This is a genomic window from Streptomyces sp. NPDC052236 (assembly GCF_044548015.1).
Taxonomy (GTDB): domain Bacteria; phylum Actinomycetota; class Actinomycetes; order Streptomycetales; family Streptomycetaceae; genus Streptomyces.
The window spans coordinates 58,563-79,899 of the sequence record NZ_JBIUBL010000026.1; the positions used below are offsets into that span (position 1 = coordinate 58,563).

At 69.8% G+C, this 21,337-nt stretch carries 23 protein-coding genes; 8 read left to right on the forward strand and 15 right to left on the reverse strand.

Translation table 11 applies throughout. The features are described from left to right. Positions 1-24: 24 nt before the first annotated feature. On the reverse strand, positions 25-639 hold the full coding sequence (locus ACIHCQ_RS33560; protein ID WP_399671058.1) for an antibiotic biosynthesis monooxygenase: 615 nt from the start codon (positions 637-639) through the stop codon (positions 25-27). A 273-nt stretch (positions 640-912) separates the two neighbouring features. On the opposite strand from ACIHCQ_RS33560, the gene ACIHCQ_RS33565 reads away from it, so the two are divergent. From ACIHCQ_RS33565 to ACIHCQ_RS33590, 6 genes are all read left to right on the forward strand, one after another. Beyond that, entirely contained in the window at positions 913-1,203 is a 291-nt protein-coding gene (locus ACIHCQ_RS33565) for a DUF3050 domain-containing protein (protein ID WP_399671061.1), read from the forward strand. A gap of 75 nt (positions 1,204-1,278) precedes the next feature. Beyond that, positions 1,279-2,256 (forward strand): LacI family DNA-binding transcriptional regulator, encoded by a 978-nt coding sequence (locus tag ACIHCQ_RS33570; RefSeq protein ID WP_399671063.1) that lies wholly within the window; start codon positions 1,279-1,281, stop codon positions 2,254-2,256. 64 nt (positions 2,257-2,320) lie between these two features. After that, the gene (locus ACIHCQ_RS33575; protein ID WP_399671066.1) at positions 2,321-3,586 is read left to right on the forward strand and encodes an ABC transporter substrate-binding protein; all 1,266 of its coding nucleotides are present in this window, start codon (positions 2,321-2,323) and stop codon (positions 3,584-3,586) included. Beyond that, entirely contained in the window at positions 3,583-4,482 is a 900-nt protein-coding gene (locus ACIHCQ_RS33580) for a carbohydrate ABC transporter permease (protein WP_399671068.1), read from the forward strand. Before ACIHCQ_RS33575 ends, ACIHCQ_RS33580 begins: the two co-directional genes overlap by 4 nt. Before the next feature lie 5 nt (positions 4,483-4,487). Then, positions 4,488-5,315 carry a carbohydrate ABC transporter permease gene (locus ACIHCQ_RS33585; RefSeq protein WP_399671315.1) on the forward strand — a complete coding sequence of 276 codons (828 nt, stop codon included), beginning with the start codon at positions 4,488-4,490 and terminating at the stop codon, positions 5,313-5,315. A gap of 37 nt (positions 5,316-5,352) precedes the next feature. Beyond that, positions 5,353-7,755 (forward strand): alpha-xylosidase, encoded by a 2,403-nt coding sequence (locus tag ACIHCQ_RS33590; protein ID WP_399671070.1) that lies wholly within the window; start codon positions 5,353-5,355, stop codon positions 7,753-7,755. Here ACIHCQ_RS33590 and ACIHCQ_RS33595 read toward each other — a convergent pair. Both ACIHCQ_RS33595 and ACIHCQ_RS33600 read right to left on the reverse strand, forming a co-directional pair. After that, a complete protein-coding gene (locus ACIHCQ_RS33595) occupies positions 7,744-9,012 on the reverse strand; it encodes an alpha-amylase family protein (protein ID WP_399671073.1) in 1,269 nt (422 codons plus the stop codon). The two genes, ACIHCQ_RS33590 and ACIHCQ_RS33595, sit on opposite strands and share 12 nt — an antisense overlap. Before the next feature lie 12 nt (positions 9,013-9,024). Beyond that, positions 9,025-9,501, reverse strand: coding sequence for a MarR family winged helix-turn-helix transcriptional regulator (locus tag ACIHCQ_RS33600; RefSeq protein ID WP_399671075.1), 477 nt, complete (start codon positions 9,499-9,501; stop codon positions 9,025-9,027). A gap of 57 nt (positions 9,502-9,558) precedes the next feature. Between ACIHCQ_RS33600 and ACIHCQ_RS33605 the strand changes: the two genes are divergently transcribed. Further along, positions 9,559-11,070, forward strand: a complete 1,512-nt coding sequence (locus tag ACIHCQ_RS33605; RefSeq protein WP_399671318.1) for an FUSC family protein — start codon at positions 9,559-9,561, stop codon at positions 11,068-11,070. On the opposite strand, the gene ACIHCQ_RS33610 is transcribed toward ACIHCQ_RS33605, so the two are convergent. From ACIHCQ_RS33610 to ACIHCQ_RS33645, 8 genes are read right to left on the reverse strand one after another with little or no spacing between them, the layout of a single operon-like run. Continuing rightward, positions 11,018-11,773, reverse strand: a complete 756-nt coding sequence (locus ACIHCQ_RS33610) for a 4'-phosphopantetheinyl transferase family protein (RefSeq protein WP_399671078.1) — start codon at positions 11,771-11,773, stop codon at positions 11,018-11,020. The genes ACIHCQ_RS33605 and ACIHCQ_RS33610 overlap by 53 nt on opposite strands. Further along, positions 11,694-12,392: an alpha/beta hydrolase gene (locus ACIHCQ_RS33615; protein WP_399671080.1), complete on the reverse strand. Its 699-nt coding sequence runs from the start codon at positions 12,390-12,392 to the stop codon at positions 11,694-11,696. Before ACIHCQ_RS33615 ends, ACIHCQ_RS33610 begins: the two co-directional genes overlap by 80 nt. 1 nt (position 12,393) lies before the next feature. Next, positions 12,394-13,710, reverse strand: a complete 1,317-nt coding sequence (locus ACIHCQ_RS33620; RefSeq protein ID WP_399671083.1) for a beta-ketoacyl-[acyl-carrier-protein] synthase family protein — start codon at positions 13,708-13,710, stop codon at positions 12,394-12,396. Further along, positions 13,710-14,960, reverse strand: a complete 1,251-nt coding sequence (locus ACIHCQ_RS33625; protein ID WP_399671085.1) for a beta-ketoacyl synthase N-terminal-like domain-containing protein — start codon at positions 14,958-14,960, stop codon at positions 13,710-13,712. The genes ACIHCQ_RS33620 and ACIHCQ_RS33625 overlap by 1 nt, the downstream gene beginning before the upstream one ends. Next, positions 14,957-15,796 carry an SDR family NAD(P)-dependent oxidoreductase gene (locus ACIHCQ_RS33630; protein ID WP_399671088.1) on the reverse strand — a complete coding sequence of 280 codons (840 nt, stop codon included), beginning with the start codon at positions 15,794-15,796 and terminating at the stop codon, positions 14,957-14,959. Before ACIHCQ_RS33630 ends, ACIHCQ_RS33625 begins: the two co-directional genes overlap by 4 nt. Next, positions 15,793-16,299, reverse strand: a complete 507-nt coding sequence (locus tag ACIHCQ_RS33635) for a hypothetical protein (RefSeq protein ID WP_399671091.1) — start codon at positions 16,297-16,299, stop codon at positions 15,793-15,795. Before ACIHCQ_RS33635 ends, ACIHCQ_RS33630 begins: the two co-directional genes overlap by 4 nt. A gap of 15 nt (positions 16,300-16,314) precedes the next feature. Further along, positions 16,315-17,085: an SDR family NAD(P)-dependent oxidoreductase gene (locus ACIHCQ_RS33640; protein WP_399671094.1), complete on the reverse strand. Its 771-nt coding sequence runs from the start codon at positions 17,083-17,085 to the stop codon at positions 16,315-16,317. Between the two features lie 20 nt (positions 17,086-17,105). After that, positions 17,106-17,372: an acyl carrier protein gene (locus tag ACIHCQ_RS33645; RefSeq protein WP_399671097.1), complete on the reverse strand. Its 267-nt coding sequence runs from the start codon at positions 17,370-17,372 to the stop codon at positions 17,106-17,108. A 381-nt stretch (positions 17,373-17,753) separates the two neighbouring features. On the opposite strand from ACIHCQ_RS33645, the gene ACIHCQ_RS33650 reads away from it, so the two are divergent. Continuing rightward, positions 17,754-18,485 (forward strand): helix-turn-helix domain-containing protein, encoded by a 732-nt coding sequence (locus ACIHCQ_RS33650; protein ID WP_399671100.1) that lies wholly within the window; start codon positions 17,754-17,756, stop codon positions 18,483-18,485. A 57-nt stretch (positions 18,486-18,542) separates the two neighbouring features. Here the strand turns inward: ACIHCQ_RS33650 and ACIHCQ_RS33655 are convergent, their stop codons facing one another. The 4 genes from ACIHCQ_RS33655 to ACIHCQ_RS33670 all read right to left on the reverse strand — a co-directional run bounded on the left by ACIHCQ_RS33655 (position 18,543) and on the right by ACIHCQ_RS33670 (position 21,270). Continuing rightward, a complete protein-coding gene (locus tag ACIHCQ_RS33655; RefSeq protein ID WP_399671103.1) occupies positions 18,543-19,427 on the reverse strand; it encodes an alpha/beta fold hydrolase in 885 nt (294 codons plus the stop codon). A gap of 80 nt (positions 19,428-19,507) precedes the next feature. Continuing rightward, positions 19,508-20,290, reverse strand: coding sequence for a metallophosphoesterase (locus ACIHCQ_RS33660; protein ID WP_399671105.1), 783 nt, complete (start codon positions 20,288-20,290; stop codon positions 19,508-19,510). Then, on the reverse strand, positions 20,287-20,541 hold the full coding sequence (locus tag ACIHCQ_RS33665) for a hypothetical protein (RefSeq protein ID WP_399671107.1): 255 nt from the start codon (positions 20,539-20,541) through the stop codon (positions 20,287-20,289). The genes ACIHCQ_RS33660 and ACIHCQ_RS33665 overlap by 4 nt, the downstream gene beginning before the upstream one ends. A gap of 21 nt (positions 20,542-20,562) precedes the next feature. After that, on the reverse strand, positions 20,563-21,270 hold the full coding sequence (locus tag ACIHCQ_RS33670; protein ID WP_399671321.1) for a nucleotidyltransferase family protein: 708 nt from the start codon (positions 21,268-21,270) through the stop codon (positions 20,563-20,565). Between the last annotated feature and the right edge of the window lie 67 nt (positions 21,271-21,337).

Here is a 21,337-nt window from a genome sequence, read left to right on the forward strand (position 1 = left end):
CGGGCCTGTCGGCCCTGACGGGCCTTATATGGACCGCCGCTTGTGCCGCCCGCGGAGAGCTTGCAGCGGTGGATACAGCCATTTCTTGAGAAAACGCTGCAAGCGCGGCATGAGAACCCAGGTGACCAGCGCGGTCACCGAGAGGCACAGAAGCAGGGTGCGGATGAGCGGGTTCAGGCTGCCGAGGTAAGGGAGCGCTGCCAGGTTGAATATGAGCACCGGCGGAAAAACTGCGCTCATATTCACAAACCACAGCTTCCACTTCGGCGGTGGCGACGGAGGCGGATTCGGCGGCTGTGCTGCGCCTTCCGGTGCGGACGGTGACTCGAACCAGCCAATGAGGCCCCGAATGCTCCGGCGTTCTGTCTGCTGGGCGAACGGATTCGCATAGTCCTCCCATTGCATCCGGGTTTCGGAGTACTCCCAGGCCTGGGCGGATTCCTCACTGTCGAAGCGCTGGACGACGTGCCATTCCGAGCCGGCCGCGTCAAAAGCCCTGGTGGCGAGGATGCCGCCGCCCAGAAACCCCGGGAGCTGGGCAGCCGAGCCCAGTACATCGGTCGCCCATGAGCGGAAGTCGTTCTCGCGGCCCGGTGCCACACGGTAGGCGACAGCGACAGTGACAGATTCCTCGCGCACTCCGGTAAGGACCTCCTTCGTTCCGATCCTGTTCCGCAAAGCAGGATGCCTGTGAATACGAAGTGGCGATGCCGTCTGTTCAACGGTCAATGAGATTTTTCCGTGAAACTTGAGGCCTGAACTCATCTCGATCCCCTGATCTGCGAGAACACCGGAAGAGAACCACCCGCACGCCGCACCACGATGATCCACCAATGTCCGGTGTGGCTGCTTTTGTTGAAATATGATGCACCTTGGTTAATTTGCCCTGCGGGTATTTCGGTGATTTCGGGAATGGCTTGCCGAATGCGCGCGGCGGGCGGCAACGGCATCGTTCTGGTGGAGGAGAGCGACGAGTTGGGCGGTGGTTTCATCAGCCACTTCGAGCTCTGCCGCGCGGGCGTGACCGAGGCGGGAGCGGGCGCCGCACGGATCAACGGCTTCCTCGCGGGGCTCGCCGACGGAGACGATGTGCCGGGGCGTTGCGGGCCGCCCAAGTCCCGGAACCCGTGCCGCGCCGTGCCGCGAGGCCTCTGCGGTATGTGGGTAATTTGTCACGCTATGGTGGGGTGTGGTGGGCGGTGACTGGACACAAGCGAACCGATCACCGGCGGGCGGCACTGAGACGGCGCGCGCAGAGCGGGGCGAGAGAGGAGAGCAGTGGACGTCGGTGAGATCGTCCCGCCGGCCACGGAAGAGACCCGGCATCCCCCTCTTCGGCGCGGCCCCGACGAGACAGACCGGCAGTACGAGGCGGATGCCGAGACCCGGCCGACGGACCGGACGCGCGTGCTCGGGCTCGTCTTTCCGCGAAGCGGCCGTCACTACACGGGCATGCAGCTGGACTTCATCGGCAGCGTGATCGAAGCGGCCCAGGCACACGACTACGACGTACTGATCACCCCCGCAAGCGAGGTCACCGACCTCGGCTTCCAGCGGCTGCTGAGCGGACACCGGGTCGACGGCGTGATCCTCATGGAGATCCGCCTGGAGGACGTCCGGGTCGACTACCTCAACGAGCTGGGCTTCCCCTTCGTCACCATCGGGCGGACCGGCCTGGAAAAGTCCTGGTGGGTGGACCTGGACCACTCGGCCCTCGCGTATGCCTGCGTGCGCCACCTGGCGGGCCTGGGCCACCGCAGGATCGCCTTCATCAACCGGTCGGAGGAGCTCTTCAAGACCGGGTACGAGTCCGCGCACCGAGGGCTCGAAGGGTTCACCCGCGGCATGGCCGAGCTGGACCTCTCCGGGCAGGCGTACCTCTGCGACGACGATGTCGCCTCGGGCGAAGCGTGTCTGGAGCGGATCCTGCTGGAGGACCCGGGCACCACCGCCGTGGTGACCATGAACGAAGCTGGCCTTGGCGGTCTGTACCGCGGGCTCACCCGCGCCGGGCGTGTCGTACCGCGTGACTTCTCGGTCGCCGGAGTGGCCGCCGGGCCCTGGGCCGAGCGGGTGCACCCGGCGCTGACCGCCGCCGATGTGCCCGCCCGTGAGATGTGCCGGGTCGGCGTCGAACTGATGATGGAGCGGCTGACCAAGCCCGACGCACCTCCCCGGCATGTCCTGCTGAGGCCGCTGATCTCGCTGCGCGCCAGCACAGGCCCCTGCCGGTCCACGCCGGGCGCGGACCTCTGAGTCACCCCGCACACGACCCCCCGCACCCGACTCCACCCCCGACCGCACACTCTGGAGTGAAACCGTGCCGCACACCATCGACCGCCGTGACTTCCTGCGCGCAGCGGGCGCGGGCGCGGTGGCCCTCGGCCTCGGCGGGACGGCGGTCGGGTGCGGCGCGGGCGAGCCCTCCGCCGAAGGCACCCCCGGCCCGACCCGCACGGTCACGCTCACCTGGTGGGACTACTGGGACCAGCCCCACTTCCAGCGGGGCATCAACGCCGTCATCAAGGATGTCCAGGAACACGTTCCCGGCGTCACGATCCGCCGGAGAACCTTCCCCTTCGCCACCCTCACGGACGCCCTCACCCGGGGCGCCTTCACCGGTGGCCTGCCCGACATCGCCATCGTCGACAACGTCGCCATGAACCCCCTCGGCGGCAACGGCCTGCTCGCCGACCTCACCCACCAGGTCAAGGAGTGGGGCCAGGCGGACAGCTACTACGAGGGCCCCTGGGACGGCTGCCAGGTCGACGGAAAAACCATGGGCATCCCCAACAACAGCAACTGCCTCGCCCTCTACTACAACACCGACATGCTCCGGTCCGCGGGTGTGCGGCCACCCCGGACCTGGGACGAACTGGCCGACTCGGCACATCAGCTGACGCGCGCGGACCGCTTCGGGCTGGCGCTGAGCGCTGTCAGGACCGAAGAGGGCACCTTCCAGTTCCTGCCCTTCCTCTGGCAGACCGGCGGTGACCTGGACACCTTCGCCACCGACGGCGCCACCGCGCTGGCCTTCCTGCACGACCTGGTCGACGGCGGCTCCATGTCCCGCCAGTGTGTGGGCTGGACACAGCAGGACGTCAACGCCCAGTTCATCGCCGGACGGGCCGCCATACAGATCAACGGCCCCTGGCAGATCCCCACCCTGAAGGCCTCCCGGCTGAAGTGGGGCGTCGTCCCGCTGCCCCGCGGCAGGACCGCCGCCACCTGCCTCGGCGGCGAGAACTGGGTCGTACTGAAAACCAGCAAGCACGTGGACACGGCCTGGCAGGTCATCGAGCGCACCCAGCAGCCCGCGACCCTCGTGCCGTATCTGGATGCCCTCGGCAACCTCCCCGCCCGCAAAGATCTCGCCACCTCAGGCAACTGGGCGAAGGACCCCGCCCTCAAGGTCTTCCTCAGCGAGCTCGCCGTCGCCAAGCCACGCCTGTACGGACGGCATTACGCCGATATCTCGCTGGCCGTGTCCGAGGCCGAGCAGGCGGCCCTCACCGGTGCCGCCGGCCCCGAAGCCGCGGCCCGCTCCGCCGCCGCCAAGATCACCAGGGCGCTGGAGCAGCAGTGAGCGTGCTCGCCGGTCGCCGGCAGCGGAGCGGCTATCTGCTGTCCCTGCCCGGCCTGGCCTTCCTCGCCCTGCTCGTCGCCTATCCGCTGCTCCACAACGTATGGACGTCCCTCCACGACGTGGGCCTGGCCGGTCTTATCGGGACCGTGCCCACCCCGTTCAACGGCGCGGCCAACTACGACGCCATCGTCACCGATCCCGCCTTCTGGCATGCCGTACGCGTATCGGCGGCCTTCACCGCCGGGTCGCTGCTCTTCCCGTTCACCATCGGCTTCGCCCTCGCCCTGCTGTTCGCCCGGCCCTTCCCGCTGAGCGGCCTGTTCCAGTCGCTGCTGCTGGTGGCGTGGCTGCTGCCTCCCGTGGTCAGCGGCACCCTGTTCCGCTGGATGCTCGACGCGGACGCGGGCGCCTACAACGCCCTGCTGCGCGCGGTGGGCCTGGAGACACTCGCCCACGGCTGGCTCACCGACCCCGCCACCTCGCTGCTCGGCGTGGTCTTCGCCAATGTGTGGGTGGGGGTGCCCTTCAACATGGTTCTGCTCATGGCGGGACTGCACGGCATCGACCCGGTGCTCCACGAAGCCGCGGCCCTCGACGGCGCGAACCCCTGGCAGCGCTTTCGCCGGATCACTCTCCCGCTGATGAAGCCGGTGTCGGCGGTGGTGCTGCTGCTCGGCCTCATCTACATCTTCAAGGTGTTCGACATCGTGTTCGTCATGACGGGCGGCGGTCCCGTCAATTCCACCACCGTGCTGCCGCTCTACGTCTACCAGGTCTTCTTCCAGCGCTTCGAGTTCGGCGAGGGCGCCGCGGCCGGGTTGCTGCTGCTCGTCCTGCCCCTGATCGGAGCGGTCCTCTATGTATGGCGGCCGCGCCGGGAAGGTGCGTCCACGTGAGTGCCATGAGTCCGGCCCGCCGCGCCTGGCCGCGCACTGCCGGCGCCGCACTGATCACCGCTGTCTTCCTGCTGCCCGTCTACTGGATGGTCGCGACCAGTCTCAAGGCACCCGACAAGGTCCTCGCCGTACCTCCGCAGTGGGTGCCCGCACCCGTCACCGGCGCCAACTACGCGGCGGCGTTCGCGGGCGGCACACTGCTCAGGGCGCTGCTCAACAGCCTGGCGATCTCCTGCGGAGTGGTCGCGCTGACGCTGCTGCTCGCCGTCCCGCTGAGCTACGCCATCGCCCGGATCCGGATGCGCGGCTCCTCCGCCATGGTGCTCGCGCTGCTCATCGCCCAGCTGCTGCCCGCGATTGTGCTGGCCGCTCCGCTGTTCATCCTTGAGCACCAGGCCGGCCTGACGAACACGTATCTCGGCCTGATCCTCGCCGACACCACGCTGACGCTGCCCTTCGCGGTGATCGTGCTCCGGCCGCTGTTCCGGGCCGTCCCCACCGAACTGGAGGAAGCCGCGCTGGTCGACGGCTGCGGCGTCGTCGGGGCGCTGGTGCGCGTGGTTCTGCCCGTCATGGCGCCCGGCCTGGTCGCCGTGGCCGGGCTCTCCTCCCTGCTCGGCTGGGGGGAGTTCGTCTTCGGGCTCACCCTCGGCCAGAGCCCGGACGTACAGCCCGTCACCGTCCTGCTCAACAGCTTCGTCGGGCGGCACGGCGCGGCCTGGGGACCGCTGATGGCCACCGCCACCGTCATCAGCCTTCCCCTGGTCTGCGTCTTCGCCATCTTCCGGCGGCTGGTCGCCGGCGGCCTCATCGCGGGCAGTGGCAGCCCGTGACGACCTCCTCCTTCTCTTCGTCCCCTCCAGGAGAGCCATGTCCGCACTGCATCCCCGCGCCTCCTTTCCGTTCGTCGCGCCGCCCCCGCAGCTCACCCCGGCGGGCCCGGCCGCGCTCGACCCGGTCGAGGCCGCGTCCGTCGTACGGGCCGGACCTGACGGCATCCTCCTGGACGTGCGCACCGCCGCCTGCCGCACCGGCACGCTCCGGCTGCGGCCCACCATGGGCAGAGCCGTGCGCGTCACCTTGCGCATGGCGGGCGTACCGGCCACGTCCAGAGTCCAACTCGTCGAGCCCGCCGAGTACGCGGGCGGCGCGGCCGGGACCGGCACCCGCGCCGTCACCCGGGCCGACCGCGCCGTGGTCCTCGACCTGCCCGGCGCGCGGCTGCGGGTGGCACTGGAGCCCTGGGCGATGGAGCTGACGGACAGCCGCGGCCGGGTGGTGCGGCAGGCCACGGACGTACGCGACTCCAGCGGTGCCCTCACCGTGCTGCCACTCGGTGTCACCGAACTGAGCGACGGCGGCCTCGCCTACCACGACAGCTGGTTCGCCGAGCCCGACGAGCACTTCTACGGCCTCGGCGAACGCTTCACCGGACTGGACCTGCGAGGGCAGCAGATCGACTGCTGGATCCAGGACTCCATGGGCTCCACCGGCACCCGCTCCTACAAGGCCAGCCCGTTCCTCATCTCCAGCCGCGGCTACGCGGTCCTCGTCGACACCACCGCCGCCGCCTCCTTCGACCTCGCGCACAGCAACGTCGGCGCCTGGTCGATGACCGTCCCCGACGAGGTGCTCGACTACTACCTGATCACCGGCACCCCCGGCGAGTGCCTCACCGCCTACCGCGACCTCACCGGGGCTGCGCTGCTGCCGCCCAAATGGGCCTTCGGGCCGTGGATTTCCGGCGGTTTCGTCCCGGACACGGCCGAAAGGGTACGCGAGCGGGCCCGGCAGATCCGCGAACACCGCTTCCCCTGCGACGTACTGCACCTCGACACCTACTGGCAGCCGCACGGGTGCTGGTCCGACATGCGCTGGGACACCGACGCCTTCCCCGACCCGCGGGGCCTGGTGAGCGACCTGACCGCACAGGGCTTCCGTACATCGCTGTGGATGAACTCGTATCTCGGCGTCGACAGCCCCTACTACGCCCAGGCCGAGAAGAACGGCTGGTTCCTGCGCACCCGGGCGGGCGGCACCTGGGTCGGACAACTGTGGGGCGGACACCACCCCGACACCGCGCTCCTCGACCTCACCCACCCCGGCGCCGTCGCCTGGTTCAAGGACCGGATCCGCGATGCCCTGCGCAGCGGAGCGGCCGTCATCAAGACCGACTTCGGCGAGGCGGTGCCGGCTGACGCCGTCGCCCACAACGGCATGACCGGCGAACGCCTGCACAACCTCTACCCGCTCCTCTACAACGACATGGTCGCCGAGGCCACCCGGGAGGCCGTCGGCGGCACCGGCCTCACCTGGGGGCGCTCCTCCTGGACCGGTGGCCAGCGGCACGGCGCGAAATGGACCGGGGACCCCGACTCCAGCCGGCAGGACCTCGCCGCCACGCTGCGTGCCGGGCTCTCCCTCGGGCTGACCGGACACCCCTTCTGGAGCCATGACATCGGCGGCTTCCACGGCACCCCCACCCCCGAACTCTTCGTCCGCTGGGCACAGTTCGGGCTGCTCTCACCGCTGAGCCGGTTCCATGGGATGACCTCGCGGATGCCCTGGGACTTCGGCCCGGAGGCGTACGCGGCCGTGCTGCACATCGCCCGGCTCCGGATGGCACTGCTGCCCTGCCTCTACTCCGCGGCGGCCGAAGCCGCGCGTACGGGCGAACCGCTGGCCCGCCCCATGGTCCTGGACCACCCGGACCGGCCCGACGCCCACGGCGCGGACCTGCAGTACCTGCTGGGGCCGGATCTGCTGGTCGCGCCCTTCTACGGAGAGGGCGGGCGGCGGCCGGTCTGGTTCCCGCCCGGCGAATGGCTGCCGTACTCAGGTGACGGCGCGGGCATCACCGGACCGGCGTGGCACGACGTCGAACTGCCGCTCGCCACCGCGCCCCTGTGGATCAGGGCGGGCGCGCTGCTGCTCCTGACCGCCCCCGCCGACCGCGCCGGGGACGAACCGTTCGAGGAGGTGACCGCCGTATGGGCACGGCCGGGAGACACCGCCAGGACCTTCCTGCACGACGTGGGCGGCGCGCGTACGGCCGTCAGCGCCACCCTGCACGGAGACCGGCTGTGGGTGCGCACACAGGAGTACGGACCGGAGCGGCCGGGACGGGAGCTGGCGTCGCGGCTGCGGATCGCGCTCCTCGGCTTTTCCGGGCCTCCTGTGACGGCCGAACTGGACGGCGTTCGCACTGAGGTGGTCCGCGTCGACCGGCTCGACGCGGACGCCCTCGGGGGTCCGGACGGGTCAGCGCGCTGACGCGCGGGTCGCGATCGCCCAGCCCCGCGGCGGCAGTACGGCCCGGTCGCGGCCGAACTCGCAGCTGCCCGCGGCGCGGAGCCAGTCGGCGTCGGGCAGCGCGATCTCCGCCGGTCCTTCGCCGAGGTTGAGGGCGACCGCCAAGGCGTGCTCGCCGTCCCCGACCGTGTAGCCCACGGTCTCCTTCGTCAGGGTCGTCACCGCCGTACGGGCCCGTACCAGCCAGGGGTGGCGGCGGCGCAGACCGATGAGGGACTGGTGCAGCCGGCAGTGCGCGCGGCCGTACGGCGCGAGCTGGTCCGGGCGGTCGGGGAAGGCCGGGCGTACGGCGTCGTCGCCACCCTCGCGATGCTCCTTGACGCCACGGAACGCCTGCTCGTCACCCGCGTACACCGACGGGATGCCGCCGGTGGTGAACAGGACGACGAGCGCGTGCGCCAGCTGCCGTTCGTCGTCCAGCAGGCTGGCGATCCGGGTCACGTCGTGGTTGCCGAGGAAGGTGAGCGGGGCGAAGGTGTCGAGAAGCGCGTTGTGCCGGTCGAGCGACCACGCGAGCTCGAAGAAGTTTCGGTCGTTGAGCGAGCTCCAGACCGCCTTCCACAGCTCGTACTGGGTGACGGAGTCCAGCCCGCCCTCGCTGACGTACGCGCCGTAGTCGCCGTGGATGACCTCGCCCACCAGCCACGCGTCCGGGAACCTGGCCCGCACCCGGGAAGTGACCGAATGCCAGAACGGCAGCGGGACGGCGTAGGCCGCGTCCAGTCGCCAGCCGTCGATGCCGCGGTCCAGCCAGTACGTCAGCACCTCGGTCACATACTCGGCGACGGCCGGATCGCCGTGGTCGAGTGCGACGAGCCGTTGATGGCCCTCGAAGGTGCGCGGGCTGCCGTCCGGGCCGCGCGCCGCCATATTGTCCAGCGCGGGGAAGGACCGGCCGACATGGTTGAAGACGCCGTCGAGCAGGACCCGCACCCCGCGCGCCGAGGCCTGCTCGACCAGGCGCAGCAGATCGCTCTCGTCGCCGAGCCTGCTGTCGATCCGGAAGTGGTCGACGGTGTCGTAGCCATGGGTCTCGGAGGCGAACACCGGACCGAGCGCGAGTCCGTTGCAGCCGAGCTCGACGAGGTAGTCGAGCCAGTTCACCAGCCCGGACAGCCGGGGCACCGGGGGAGCGGAGGGCGGCAGGGCCTCGCGCTCGGCGCCGAGGAAGCCCAGCGGATAGACGTGCCACCAGACAGCGTGATCCGACCAGCGCATTCCGGTCTCCGGTCAGTAAGTGTTCTCTGAATAATGTGAGGTGGGTACGGAATTCTTGTCGGCGAGCTGGTCCATCAAGCGGCCCGCGAGGAGCAGGACCTGGCGCTCGGTCTCGGTCAGCCCGGCCATCGCCTCGGTCAGCCAGTTGTCGCGTTCGCCCATGTCGCGACGCAGCGCTTCGGCACCCGACGGTGTGATGGAGAGTACCGACTGGCGGCGGTCGCGCGGGTCGCGTTCACGAGATACCAGGCCGTCCGCCTCCAGTTCCGCGAAGACCCGGGTGAGCGACTGGGGCTGCTGGCGCTCGGCGGCGGCGAGCTCGCCCGGTGAGGCCGGCCCGTGGCGGTGCAACTCGCCGAGCACGCCGAGCTTGTTGTTGCTGAGTGCGCCGGGTGAGCGTACGGCCCGCATGCGGCGGCCGAGACGGGTGACGCCCTGGCGGATTTCCGCGGCGTCCCCGAGGGGTGGGCGTGGCTGTTCCCTCGTCATGATGTTACGTTATCACTTACTATTCCCTCGCTGGCCCTGCCGGAATCGAGCGTGGAGATGACACTGGCCGAGCTGCGGGCGACGCTGGTGATCATGGCCGCGGTGCTCCTGAGCTATGGCTCGGCGCTGCTCCTCGAAGACGCGGCCCACCTTCATGTCGACGTGGTCATCCAGTCGGTCGCCCTGTCCTGGACCCTGGCCTGGACGCAGCGGACGGCGGACCTCACGGACCGGATCGTCAGCCTGGCCCTGCTGCCCCTCATCGCCATGGCGGCGGCCTGGACGGACTCGCTCATGGGCGAGCACTCCGCCGCCGGAGACGCGGTCTTCGTGTGCGCCGTCAGCTTCTCCATCTGGGTCCGCCGCTTCGGACCCAGGGCCACCAGGGCCGGAACCCTGGCCGCGCTGCCTTTCGTCGCGATCCTCGTCGTCCAGGGGCCCATCGGCCATCCCGCGTCCGCGGACCCCCGGGACGGCCACATTCTGTGGCTGGCCGTCGTAGCGCTGATGGCCGCCGCCTGGGTCGTCGTGGTCCAGGTCTCCGCGGGCCTGGCCGGGCTCGGGGAGCCTACGGCAGCACCGTCGGCAGCGCGGAAAACCGGTGCGGGGTCGGGGCGTGCGCGCATGCTTCCGAGCACCCGGATGGCGCTCCAGATGGGCGTCGCCCTGGGCGCGGCCTTCGCCGTCGGGCACCTTGGCTACCCGGACCACTGGACGTGGGCGGTACTGACCGCGTTCATCGTGTGCAGCGGAGCGCGAGGACGCGGCGACGTCGTACACAAAGGACTGCTCCGCGCGCTCGGCGCGGCGCTCGGCACCGTGGTGGCGACCTGGATCGCCGGTCTGTTCGGCCCGCGGGAGCCGTGGGCGGTCGTGCTGATCTTCGTGGTGCTCGCCCTGGCGACGTGGCTCCGCTCGCTGAGTTACGCCTACTGGGCCGGCTGCGTCACCGCCGCGTTCTCGCTGCTGTACGGCTACTTCGGACAGACCGATGCGGGGCTGATGCGCGAGCGGCTCCAGGCGATCGTCGTCGGCGCGGCCATCGGGATCGTGGCGTCGTGGCTGATCGCTCCGGTGCGGACCGTGGATGTCGTACGCCGCCGGGTCGCCGACGCGCTGGGGGCGCTCGCCGACGTCCTCGGCGGGCAGCACGGGGAGCATGGTGAGCTCGCTGACCGGGCCCGCTTCGACCAGGCCGTGGAGCTGCTCGGCCAGATAGCCCGGCCGCTGGAGGCGCGCCGCGCGCTGAGCCGCCATCACCGGCGTACGCGTACGGGGCCACACCTCGCCGACGCCATCGACGCCGTACGTGCGTGCGTGGATCCCCTCCGTACGATCACCGGGGCCGCGGGACCGCCCGATGTCGCCGCGGTGCTGGCCAACATCACCGCGGTACGGCTGGCGATCGCACGGGTGAGCGGACCCGCGTACGAACCGGTGCGGGTCCGCGGAGAAGACGAGCCGGCTCCGGCCGTACGGGCTGTCGCCGACATCGATGCCGCCCTGGCGAGGATCGCTACGGTCTTTCCGCCGACACCGCCCCCGCCGCCCTGGCAAAGGGGCGGGTGACGACGGTCCAGCCGGTTCGCCGCACGGCCACGGCCACCGCGCCGACGTACCCGGCCGCCGGCTCGATCTGATGCAGCGACCAGCGACCGTCGGCGCGGCCGTCCTTGGACAGGAGACCCACCCCGAGGGCCTTGACCAGCGCTTCCTTCCGGGTCCAGCAGCGGAAGAAGGCGTCCCGTTGCGACTCGGCAGGCAGTGCGAGCAGCTGCCGCCGGTCCGTGGGCGAAAAGAAGGCGTCGACCAGTTCGTACATCACATCCGGCACGCGCAGGGCGTACTCGACATCGACGCCGACCGGTTCGTCACGGCAGACAGCGATGAGCGACAGTTCGCCCGAATGCGAAAGACTGAAATGCGGAGCGCCGGGGCTGTCCAGGTACGGCTTGCCCTGCCGGCCGTAGCGGAACTCCAGACTCCGCGGTGCGAGCCCGGAGCAGTCCCCGAGCACCGAGCGCAGCGCGTACCGGCTGACCGTGAACCGGCGGCGGTCGGCGGGCAGTTGAAAGCGGTCCGCCCGCGCCCGCTCGCGGACCGAGAGCACCCCGCGGAGCGCGGGCATGTCCTCGGCGTGCACGGACAGCGGGACGGACCACACATGGATCTCGCCGCGCCGCGGCGGCTGTTCACCCACCGCCGTCCCCGCCCGCCACCACCTCGTCGAGGAACGCACGCAGGTCACCGGCCGCACCGCTGAACGGCTCATGGGTGTTCGGATAGTCGTGGTACTCACGCCAGGACACCGGGTGTCCCCAGGAGCGCAGCAGATCGCGCACGCCCTCGCCGACGACCGCCGGGATGATCCAGTCGTACCGACCGTGTCCGATCCAGACGGGGAGGTCCGCGTTCGCCGGTGAGCGGGTATCGGCGAGGGGCAGTTCGGCCGGGGTGTACGGGTCGTAGAGGATGATGCCCCCCAGCCTCTCCGGGTAGCGCAGACCCGCGATCAGCGCCATGGCCGCGCCCTGGGAGAAGCCCGCGAGCACCACCCGCTTCGACCCGGCCACCGCGCACTCCGCCGCCACCAGGCCGCGCAGGCTCCTCTCGGTGGCGAGCAGAGTCGTCAGGTCGGCGTGTTCCAGCGCGAAGACCCGCTGGCGGAACCAGGCACGGGCGGCCCCGTTCCCGCTCAGCGCCGGGGACTGCCGGGGAGCGCGGGGGAACACACTGCGTACCCCCGCGCGCTCCAGCTCCGCCTGCCTGGCCACGGGAATCAGGGAGTCGGAGTCCTGGCCCATGCCGTGCAGCCAGATCACAGTCGCCCGTGGTTCGCCCTCGGATCCTTCGGATCCTTCCGGGTTCAGGACGTCGTATTCGAGCTCCATGTCAGTCGACGGCCACCGCAGCCGCCTCGAGCCGTGGATTGAGCGGCCGTTTGAAGACCATCGACGCGTACTGTCCGCCGAAACCGAAGGAGTTCTTCAGGACGGTCCGCACGGGCCGTTCGACCGGTTGCAGAGAGGTCTTGACGTCGCACTTGGGGTCCGGCTCGGTGCAGGTGACCACCGGCGGTACGACGCCGCGGCACAGGGTCAGCGCCGCGACGACCGACTCCACGACGCCGGAGGCCGCCGAGCCGTGGCCGGTGAGGGACTTGACGGCGCAGACGTCGATCGACTTCATGCGCCCCTCGAAGATCCGGTGCAGGGCGCGCGCCTCCGTGATGTCGTTGAGCCGTGTCGACGTGCCATGGGCGTTGACGGTGTCGATGTCCTCCGGCATAGCCTCCGCGTGTTTCAGGGCGCCGCGCATGACACGTTCGACCGTCTCGATGCGCGGCGCGGTGACATGGCTGATGTCCACCGCGAGCCCCCAGCCGCCGACGACGGCATGGACCGTATCGACCCCGCGCATACGCGCGTGCTCCGCGGTTTCGAGGACGAGCGCACCGGCGGACTCGTTGATCACCATGCCGGAGCGCCGCCTGTCGAAGGGCATCGACGCCTGCTCCGGCGCTCCCTGCCAGCGGGAGAGCGCCATGAGCTGCGCGTACTGGGAGAGCACATAGTGGTTGTTGCGGGACACACCGGCCGCCACGATCGCGAGCCCGATCTTCCCCGACCGCAGCAGCCGGGCTGCCTCCGCCACGCCGCGGAGCCCGCCCGCGCAGGTGGCTTCGAGGCCCATGGTGACCAGCGGAGTGGAGAGCCGGTTCGATATGTCGGTGGGGAAGGCGGACAGGTCGGAGAGTCCCGGCGGAGCGGGTTCGGCCCGTAGCCGTTCCAGGGCCGCCGCCCGGTCGTCGCCCACCATCTTCTGCCGTTCCGCGATGTTCTTCATGTACGCGACGTAGTCGTCGGGAAAGGAGCCGCTGGGCCCCGGCCAGACCCGTGACCAGAGCAGTCCGGCCGGGCGCTCGAGCGGTCCTTCGACCCCGGCGTCCTTCAGGGCCTCGTCCACGGTGGCGTGCAGGAGCATGTCCACCCAGGGGCGGCCCGGCCTGCCCGTCCGCGCTTCGACGGACTTCTTGATGTCATCGGGAATGATCCCGGCCACCCAGCCGCACGGCAGCGCGGACAGATCCATCCGCCGCTCCAGGGAAAGACCGGACTTGCCCGTCAGATTGGCCTCCCAGAAGGGTGCCACCGAGCCGGCGTTGGGGGTGACGACGCCCATGCCGGTGATCACGACCTGATGGACCATCACTGACCTCCCTTGGTGATCATGGCCGCCCCGGCCGTGGTCGCGCGCGGGCCGGGGCTGAATGTGGTGATCAGTACGCTCCCCGTCCCGGGGAGGGGGCGCGGGGAACCATGGACGAAGTCGATGTCACCGAGCTGGGGATCAGGTTCCTTCAACAGCCCCACGGGCGGCATCTGCTCGCGGTCGAGTGCCTCGACGGCGAGCGTCAGGTCGATCAGGCCGGCGCATTCGAAGGCGTTGCCGATGGTGCCCTTGCTCGACGTGGCCGGGGCGCCGGCCACCTGCGGGCCGACGGCTCGGCACTCATCGCGGTCCGAGGAAACCGAGCCGGAGCCGTGGGCCCACCACAGGTCCGGACGCCGTCCCGCCTGTTCCGTCACCAGGCCGACCGCCTGCTCGACGGCGGCGGTGCGGGTGGTGGCGCACAACGTCTCGCAGGCCAGCACCTCGGCCAGCACGCCGGCCCCGCGGGCGCGGGCCACGTCCGCGCGTTCGAGCATGACGGCCGCCGCTCCCTCGCCGAGGAAGGTGCCCGCCCGGCCCCGGTCGAAGGGGCCGCGGCCGGCCTGCGCCCGGGTGGCCAACGGCTCCTCGCGGTCAAGGGCCGCCAGCACCGTGCCGGACAGCGGTGGCTGGACCCCGACGACGAGGACACGGTCGAGCTCCCCGCTTTCGAGCAGCCGCACGGCCACCGACACCCCGCCGAGTCCGCCGGCTCCGGACTCCCCGTACACCGCGACGTTGGAGCCCAGGAATCCGGCCGCCATGCAGACGAACTGGCCGACCTGGGAGGGGATGCCGCGCAGATAGGAGTAGTCCGGGACCTCCTCGTAGAGGAGTTTGGCCAGCGGCCGGGGGTCCGTTTCGGCCAGCACCGCCAGCTTGGGGATGACCTCGTTCAGCTCGTCCCCGCCGCTGGTGCCCGTGGACAGGACCGTGCCGCAGCGCACCGCGTCGTCCTCCGTCGCGCAGCCCGCGGTCGCCAGCGCCAGCTGCGCCGCCGCGACCGCCGCGTGCGCGGTGGCGCTGGCGTATTTCTGGTTGTTCACCCACGGGTCGCCGCTCGGCCAGGGGATCGTGGACAGCCCCATGTGGGCGAGGGGCCAGGGAAGCCACGACGGCGGGCTCTGCCCCTGGCTGTTCGGCCGGTTGAAGAGGGTGTCGCCCGAGGCCATGGCGTCCAGGACGGGCCCGGGCCCGGTACCGGCGGCGGTGATGACTCCGGTGCCGGTGATGACGATGCCGGTCATGAGGCCTCCGGTTCCGCGACCGGGGCTCGCGGGCCGGCCTTGGCCCGCATGCCGGTGTTGCCCCACAGGCGGTAACCGCCGTCCACGGTGATGGTCTGGCCGGCGATCCAGCTCGCCTCGTCGAGACAGAGCATGGCCACCACGTCGGCGCTGTTCTCCACGGTGGTCATCGGGCCCTCGCCCCAAGGAGAGATGGCCATTTCATGCTTCACGCCGTGCGCGAAGTCCGGCCGCACCGCGAACACGTCGGTCTGCACCAGCCCCGGGCGGACACAGTTGGCCACGATTCCGTACGGCGCGAGTTCGTACGAGAGATAGTCGGTCAGCGTCTCCAGTGCCGCCTTGGCCGCGCCGAAGAGCCCGGCCCGCGGAATGATGCGCTGGGTGGTGGAGTTGGTGATGGTGATGAAGCGGGCGCCGGGGCGGTCACGCATCACCGGTACGGCGTGCTTGGCCAGCAGCCAGGTCGAGCGGGCGTTGGTGTCCTGGACGAACTGCCACTGGTCCAGGGTCGCGTCCTCCAGCGAGATGAACTTCGTGGCGGCGGCGTTGTGCACGAGAATGTGCAGATCGCCGTGGAGTGACTGGATCTCATCGAGGAGCCCCTCGACGGCGCTCGGCTCGCCGAGGTCCGCGCGGTGCAGGGTGACCTTGGTGCCCTGCTCCTCCAGCTCCGCCGCGAGCTTGCGCGCCGGACCCACGCGGTCGACGTAGTTGATACAGACCGTGCAGCCCCAAGAGGCCAGTTTGCGGGTGATGCCCGCGCCGATGCCCCGGGACCCGCCGGTGACCAGTGCGACCTTGTCCTTCAGCGGCCGGCATTCCTCGATGCTCATCGGGACACCTCCTTGCCACGGTACGAACGGCGCAGCATGACCACACTCATCCGCCCGATGGCGTAGACGTGGTTGTCCGCGTCGCGTACCCGCCGTACGTTCTTCACCAGACCGCAGCGCTCGTTGATCGCTTCGGTGTGCTCGGTTTCGGTCGTGAAGTAGAACGGCGTGTCGGGGTACAGGGGCCTGACGAAGTCCCAGTTCATTGATCGCAGCCCGATAATCGCGGCGGGATTTCCGTGCTGTACGGCCCAGCCGGAGGTGATGGCGTGAATGAACCCACCGGGAACGATGCGCTGCTTGCGGTCCGCCATCCGCGCGAAGGCGCCGCTGTCATGGATCGGATGCTTCTCGCCGAGAAGGTCGAGCAATTGATCCAGCAGCTCACTGGTGAACACTACTGGGCCGTAAGTACGGGGCGGGGCTCCCTGAAGATCTTCCCAGTATCTTATGGCGCGCTGTTCCCTCGGGACGGTGTCAGAAGTCGCTTCGGTCTCGGTCACGTGTCCCTCCCTCCATCAGAGGCTGGTTGTGGAGCTGCGTGGACGCATCACCAGGCGTCCGCCGTCGGCCGTGATCGTCTGGCCCTGGATGTAGTCCGCATCGTCGGTCGCCAGAAATCCGACGAGCCCGGCAATGTCTTCCGGAAGCCCCCAGCCCATTCCCGCCGTGGAAAGGCCGAGACGGGTGGCGAGCGGCGTGGTCATATCGGTGCGGATCGCGCCGGGCGCCACGGTATTGACCCGGATGCCCTTGTGCCCCACCTCTGAGGCGAGACCGCGGGTCAGTGCCTCCAGGCCGCCCTTCGACGCGGCGTACGCGGTCTGGCCGGGGCCGGGCCGGCGCACCGAGTTGGAGGAGATGTTGATGATGCGGCCCCAGGACTGCTCCAGCATGACGGGCAGGACGGCCCGGCACATGAGGAACGGACCGCTCAGATTGGTGCGCAACACGTGGTCCCACTGCGGCAGTTTGGTCAGCGCCAGCAGACGGTCGTCGATGACGCCCGCATTGTTGACCAGAATATGTACGGCCTCGTCCTGATTGAGCACGCGGTCGACCAGATGACGCACCTGCGTTTCGTCCGAGACGTCCGCCTTGTGGGAAAAGGCATGCCCGCCCGCGGCGGTGATTTCCTTGACGACCCGTTCCGCGGCTTCATCGGCGTCGCGGTAGACGAGGTGTGTGGTCAGACCGTCGCGCGCCAGTCTCCTGCATATGGCGGCACCTATTCCGCGCGAGCCGCCGGTGACCACCGCGACGCGCTTCGGCGGCGTTTGTGAGGTCATGTCGTCCCCCCTTGGCCGAGTTATACGACAGCGGTCTCGAGGTGCTTCAGAATCGATTCCACCGACCTGTTGTGGGAATCCGAATCGGCGTCCCACGACTCCAGGTCGAATGCCCCGCCGAGGTCGCGGTTCACCTTGCGGGCGAGCTGCAGTACGTCCAGCGAGTCCAGCCCCAGATCCTCGACCAGGGAATGCTCCGGCTTTATCTCGGTGTCCTTGAGGCTCGGCTTCACATCCTTGATCAAGCCGATCAGGATGGAGAATTGCTCTTCGGTGGAATCAGGCATTGGTGTACCTCCAGTCATGGTCAATCCGTGCTGGTCGTGGGGGCCATGCCACCAGACGGCAACTGTCCGGCGCAAGTGCCAACCTGCCCCGCCGTGCCGGACAGCGGGCGTCTTTGAATTCAACGGTCCGTACCGTGTGCGCCTGCAAGCTGTGCGGACGGCAGTGCTCCAATGGACAGTGCGTTACGCCGGGGAGTTGATTGTTCCACGGGTTCTCGGACAATCTGAATCAATGGGGATGCCGTATGGACCGTAGGCAGTGAATCATCCATCATTTCGCTTGGGTCACCGGCTGTCCGACCGCAGCCAATTGACCGGAAGACACAGGGAAAGGCCGACCCACAAGGAAAGTGGACCGGGCACGAGAAGGAGGGGGAAGGAATGGGGCGCCACAAGGGGGTTCTCGAGGAGTCGGCCCCTTACCGTGAGCTGGCGCAGTGGCTGCGGTCGCTGCGCCGGCTCGCTGGACTTACGTACCGTCAGATGGCCGAGCGGACCGGGCGGCCGGGCTGCTCCGCGGTGACGCTCTCGCGGGCCGACAGCGGGCTGATTCTGCCCCGCCGCCAGGTCGTCGAGGCGTACGCCGCGGCCTGCGGCGCGTCCGCGCGGCAGGCCTGGGTGATGTGGGAACGCGCGGTCCGCGCCGCCCGCGACCGGGAGGAGCGGGAGGACCGACAGGACCGGGAGTGCCGGGAGTATCGGGAGCCGACGATCCGCTCCGCCGCGGCTGCCGCGCCGCCGCCGCACACGCGCCGCCGCGGCCGGGCGCTGGAGCTGGTCTACGAGCCCGCTCACCTGCTGGAGGCGATGCACCGGCTTCGCATGGACGCCGGGAACCCGTCGCTGCGTACCTTGCAGGAACGTGCCCGCGCGGGTGACTCGGGCCCGTTGCCGCGGTCCACGCTGGCGGATGTGCTGGCCGGGTTACGCATGCCCTCCGAGGCGCTGCTGATGTCGTACGTGCGGGCCTGCGGCGAGCGGGACCACCGCATCAGCGCCTGGAGGGCCGCGTGGCACCGCACGAGCCGCCCGCCGGCGATGCCGGTACGGGCGCAGGGCCCGGCCCCGGCCCCTGTCCGGCGCACGGAGGAGGCGGTACAGCTGGCGGGTTGACCGCGCGCCCGGCGGGTTGACCGCGCGCCCGGCGGGTGAATGGGCCGGGTGTCTCCGTCATGCCGCGATACGGCCGAGGAAGTCCCTCATCAGGGACACGATCTCGTCCAAGTGGGTCTCCAGCGCCCAGTGACCCGCGTCCTTCAGCATGTGCAACTCGGCGTCGGGGAGGTCGGTGAGGTAGGCCCTGGCGGACTCCTCGGGCATATAGCCGTCGTGTGGGCCCCACACGATCAGCGTCGGCGGCCGGTGGCTGCGCAGGTACGCCTGGTAGTCCGGGAACAGTCGCACGCTGGACTCGATGCGCGCGAAGAGGTCGACCATGATCTCGCGGTTCCGCGGCCGGCTCATCAGCGGCCAGGACAGCTCCCACAGATCCGGGCTGATCCGCTCGGCCATGTGCCGCGGAACCTCGCCGAGAACCTCCTCGCGCAGGCCGGACGGGCTCACCGCGGTGGCCAGCGCGTCGCGGCGCTCGGGCGTCGGGTCCGCCCAGTACTCCCGCAGAGCCGCGTACTTGGGGCCGAGCGTGTGCTCGTACGCGTCGCCGTTCTGGATGATCAGCGCGGTGACCCGCTCGGGGTATTTCATGGCCAGCTGGAAGCCGGCCTGGGAACCGTAGTCGAAGAGATAGAGCGCGTACCGGCGGAGGCCGAGAGCGTCCGCGAACCGGTCGAGGAGATCGGCGTAGCCGGTGAAGGAGTAGGAGAAGCTCGCCGGGTCCGGTGTCTGGCTGTAACCGAAGCCCGGGAAGTCCGGCGCGACCGAACGCCACCGGTCGCCGAGCGCGGGCATGAGGTTGCGGTACTGGAACGACGATGACGGGTAGCCGTGCGGCAGCAGGACGACGGGCGCGTCGGGGGGTCCGGCCTCGCGGTAGAAGATCTCCACACCGTCGATCTCGATGGTTCGATGGGCGACGGGCGCGAGCGTAACGGACATGAGAGTGCTCCCTGAAGGCCGGAGTGAAGGCTCTGGAGTGAAGGCTGGAGCCCGGAATCGGACGGTCCGATCGTGATCGTCTAGCGGATCGCGGCGGCGCGTCGCGATCCCGCCGAGGCCCCCCTGGTGTCCCTGTCGGCCGCCGTCGGCAGGTGGTAGACGGCGAACGCCCGGCCGATCACCGGCTGGGCGACATTGCGTACGCGTACCCCGCCGCTCGTCATCCCGTGCTCCGTGCCCAGGTGCGCGTGACCGTGTACGGCCAGGTCGGCACCGGCCTCGTCCACCGCCTCGGCCAGCAGGTAACTGCCCAGGAAGGGAAAGATCTCCAGCGGTTCCCCCGCCAGGGTGTCGGGCACGGGCGCGTAGTGCGTCAAGGCGATGCGTACGGCGCAGCCGCGCTCCTTGAGCCCCTCCAGGGACCGGCGCAGGCTGTCCGCGCAGCGCCGGGTGTAGCGGATGAACGCCTTCATCTCCGGTTCGCCGAACTCGCCGCCGTTGCGTCCGGCGAACCCGCCGCCGAAGCCCTTGACGCCCGCGACGCCCACCGGCGTCCCGTTGAGGTCCAGGACCGTGGACGCGCCCTCCAGCACGGTCACACCGGCCTCGCCGAGTGTCGCCGTCACCTCGTCCTGCTGGTCGCTGTGGTAGTCGTGGTTGCCCAGGACGGCCACCACCGGCACCCCCAGACCGGCCACCTCCCCGGCGACCACTCGGGCCTCGTCGGGTGTGCCGTGCCGCGTCAGGTCACCGGCGAGCAGCAGCAGATCCGCGCTCGCGCGCAGGGTTTCGAAGGCCGGGCGGAGCGTTCCCGCGCTCGTCGGCCCCAGGTGGATGTCGCCGACTGCGGCTACTCGGATCACGTGAGCTCCTCGGGATGGTCGGGGGCGCTGGAGGACACCACCATCAGGTCTTCGCGCAGGGACAGCCCGGCCAGGTGGTGTTCGGCGATGCGCAGAACCTCGTCACGGCAGGCCGAGCTCGGGACGGTGCCCGACAGCAGGACGCTGTCCCCGCGCATCTCGATCCGTATGCCCATTTCGGCGGTCGGCCCCGTCGCCAGCCGGTCCCGCAGGTGGGCGATGCGGTACTCCGTGCTGCCGGTGTGCGTCACGGCTCTGCCTCCCGTTGTTCCTCATTCTTCCTTTTCTTCCTTTTGTTCCTTGGCGACACGTTTCTCGATGACACCCAGACGTTCCAGCAGATAGAGAAAGGCGTCCGGCATCGGCGAATCCTGGTGCTGGCGGCGCAGCAGCTCCCAGTCGATCTTCTCCCGGAGTGCCCTGGCGATGGGAAGGACGGGCCCGAAATCGCAGTGATGCTCGGAGAACGCCGCGAGCAGACTGTTGAGCAGGTCTGTGGGCGTCAGCACAGGCATCCGCACCGAGTCCACCGGCAGGATCTCGGCCCGGCCGAGCAGCTCCCGGGTCTCCCACTGCTTCGCCAGCTCGAAGATCAGGTCGATCTGCTCGCCATGGCTCCGGGCCTTGAGCAGCCAGTCCTCCGGCGGCGTATGGACCTCGATGCCGACGCTCTCCAGAGCCTCGGTCACGGCTTCCGCGTCCTCGCGCAGGATGCAGAAGTCGACGTCGTGCTGAAGGCTGACCGGCACGCCGTGCGCGTAGGCGGCCACGCTGCCCGCCAGCGCGAAGGGCAGCCCCAGGCTCTTCAGCCTGGCGGCCACCTGTTTGGCGGCCTCCAAGATCGCCTGCGTACGGTCCAGGGGCAGCGGCCGGGCACTCTCGCGCACCGGTGTGCCCCCCGGTTCGTCTCTCTCGCTCGCCACGGTCCTGCTCACGGATGCACCGTCCTTGTCATCGGCGCGGTCGTGTGGTCCTCGGATACCCGGTGGCTGCTGACTGATCCCTGCCTCCTGCCCATGGGGTTCTGAAACCGGAAATGAGAGTGTC

Coding starts and splice junctions, on each gene's coding strand:
- ACIHCQ_RS33600 (WP_399671075.1), bottom strand. CDS start 9,501: ATGACGAGGGAACAGCCACGCCCACCCCTCGGGGACGCCGCGGAAATC.
- ACIHCQ_RS33565 (WP_399671061.1), top strand. CDS start 913: ATGGCTTGCCGAATGCGCGCGGCGGGCGGCAACGGCATCGTTCTGGTG.
- ACIHCQ_RS33645 (WP_399671097.1), bottom strand. CDS start 17,372: ATGCCTGATTCCACCGAAGAGCAATTCTCCATCCTGATCGGCTTGATC.
- ACIHCQ_RS33610 (WP_399671078.1), bottom strand. CDS start 11,773: ATGAGCCGTTCAGCGGTGCGGCCGGTGACCTGCGTGCGTTCCTCGACG.
- ACIHCQ_RS33640 (WP_399671094.1), bottom strand. CDS start 17,085: ATGACCTCACAAACGCCGCCGAAGCGCGTCGCGGTGGTCACCGGCGGC.
- ACIHCQ_RS33655 (WP_399671103.1), bottom strand. CDS start 19,427: ATGTCCGTTACGCTCGCGCCCGTCGCCCATCGAACCATCGAGATCGAC.
- ACIHCQ_RS33590 (WP_399671070.1), top strand. CDS start 5,353: ATGTCCGCACTGCATCCCCGCGCCTCCTTTCCGTTCGTCGCGCCGCCC.
- ACIHCQ_RS33585 (WP_399671315.1), top strand. CDS start 4,488: ATGAGTCCGGCCCGCCGCGCCTGGCCGCGCACTGCCGGCGCCGCACTG.
- ACIHCQ_RS33605 (WP_399671318.1), top strand. CDS start 9,559: ATGACACTGGCCGAGCTGCGGGCGACGCTGGTGATCATGGCCGCGGTG.
- ACIHCQ_RS33615 (WP_399671080.1), bottom strand. CDS start 12,392: ATGGAGCTCGAATACGACGTCCTGAACCCGGAAGGATCCGAAGGATCC.
- ACIHCQ_RS33595 (WP_399671073.1), bottom strand. CDS start 9,012: ATGCGCTGGTCGGATCACGCTGTCTGGTGGCACGTCTATCCGCTGGGC.
- ACIHCQ_RS33650 (WP_399671100.1), top strand. CDS start 17,754: ATGGGGCGCCACAAGGGGGTTCTCGAGGAGTCGGCCCCTTACCGTGAG.
- ACIHCQ_RS33630 (WP_399671088.1), bottom strand. CDS start 15,796: ATGAGCATCGAGGAATGCCGGCCGCTGAAGGACAAGGTCGCACTGGTC.
- ACIHCQ_RS33620 (WP_399671083.1), bottom strand. CDS start 13,710: ATGGTCCATCAGGTCGTGATCACCGGCATGGGCGTCGTCACCCCCAAC.
- ACIHCQ_RS33625 (WP_399671085.1), bottom strand. CDS start 14,960: ATGACCGGCATCGTCATCACCGGCACCGGAGTCATCACCGCCGCCGGT.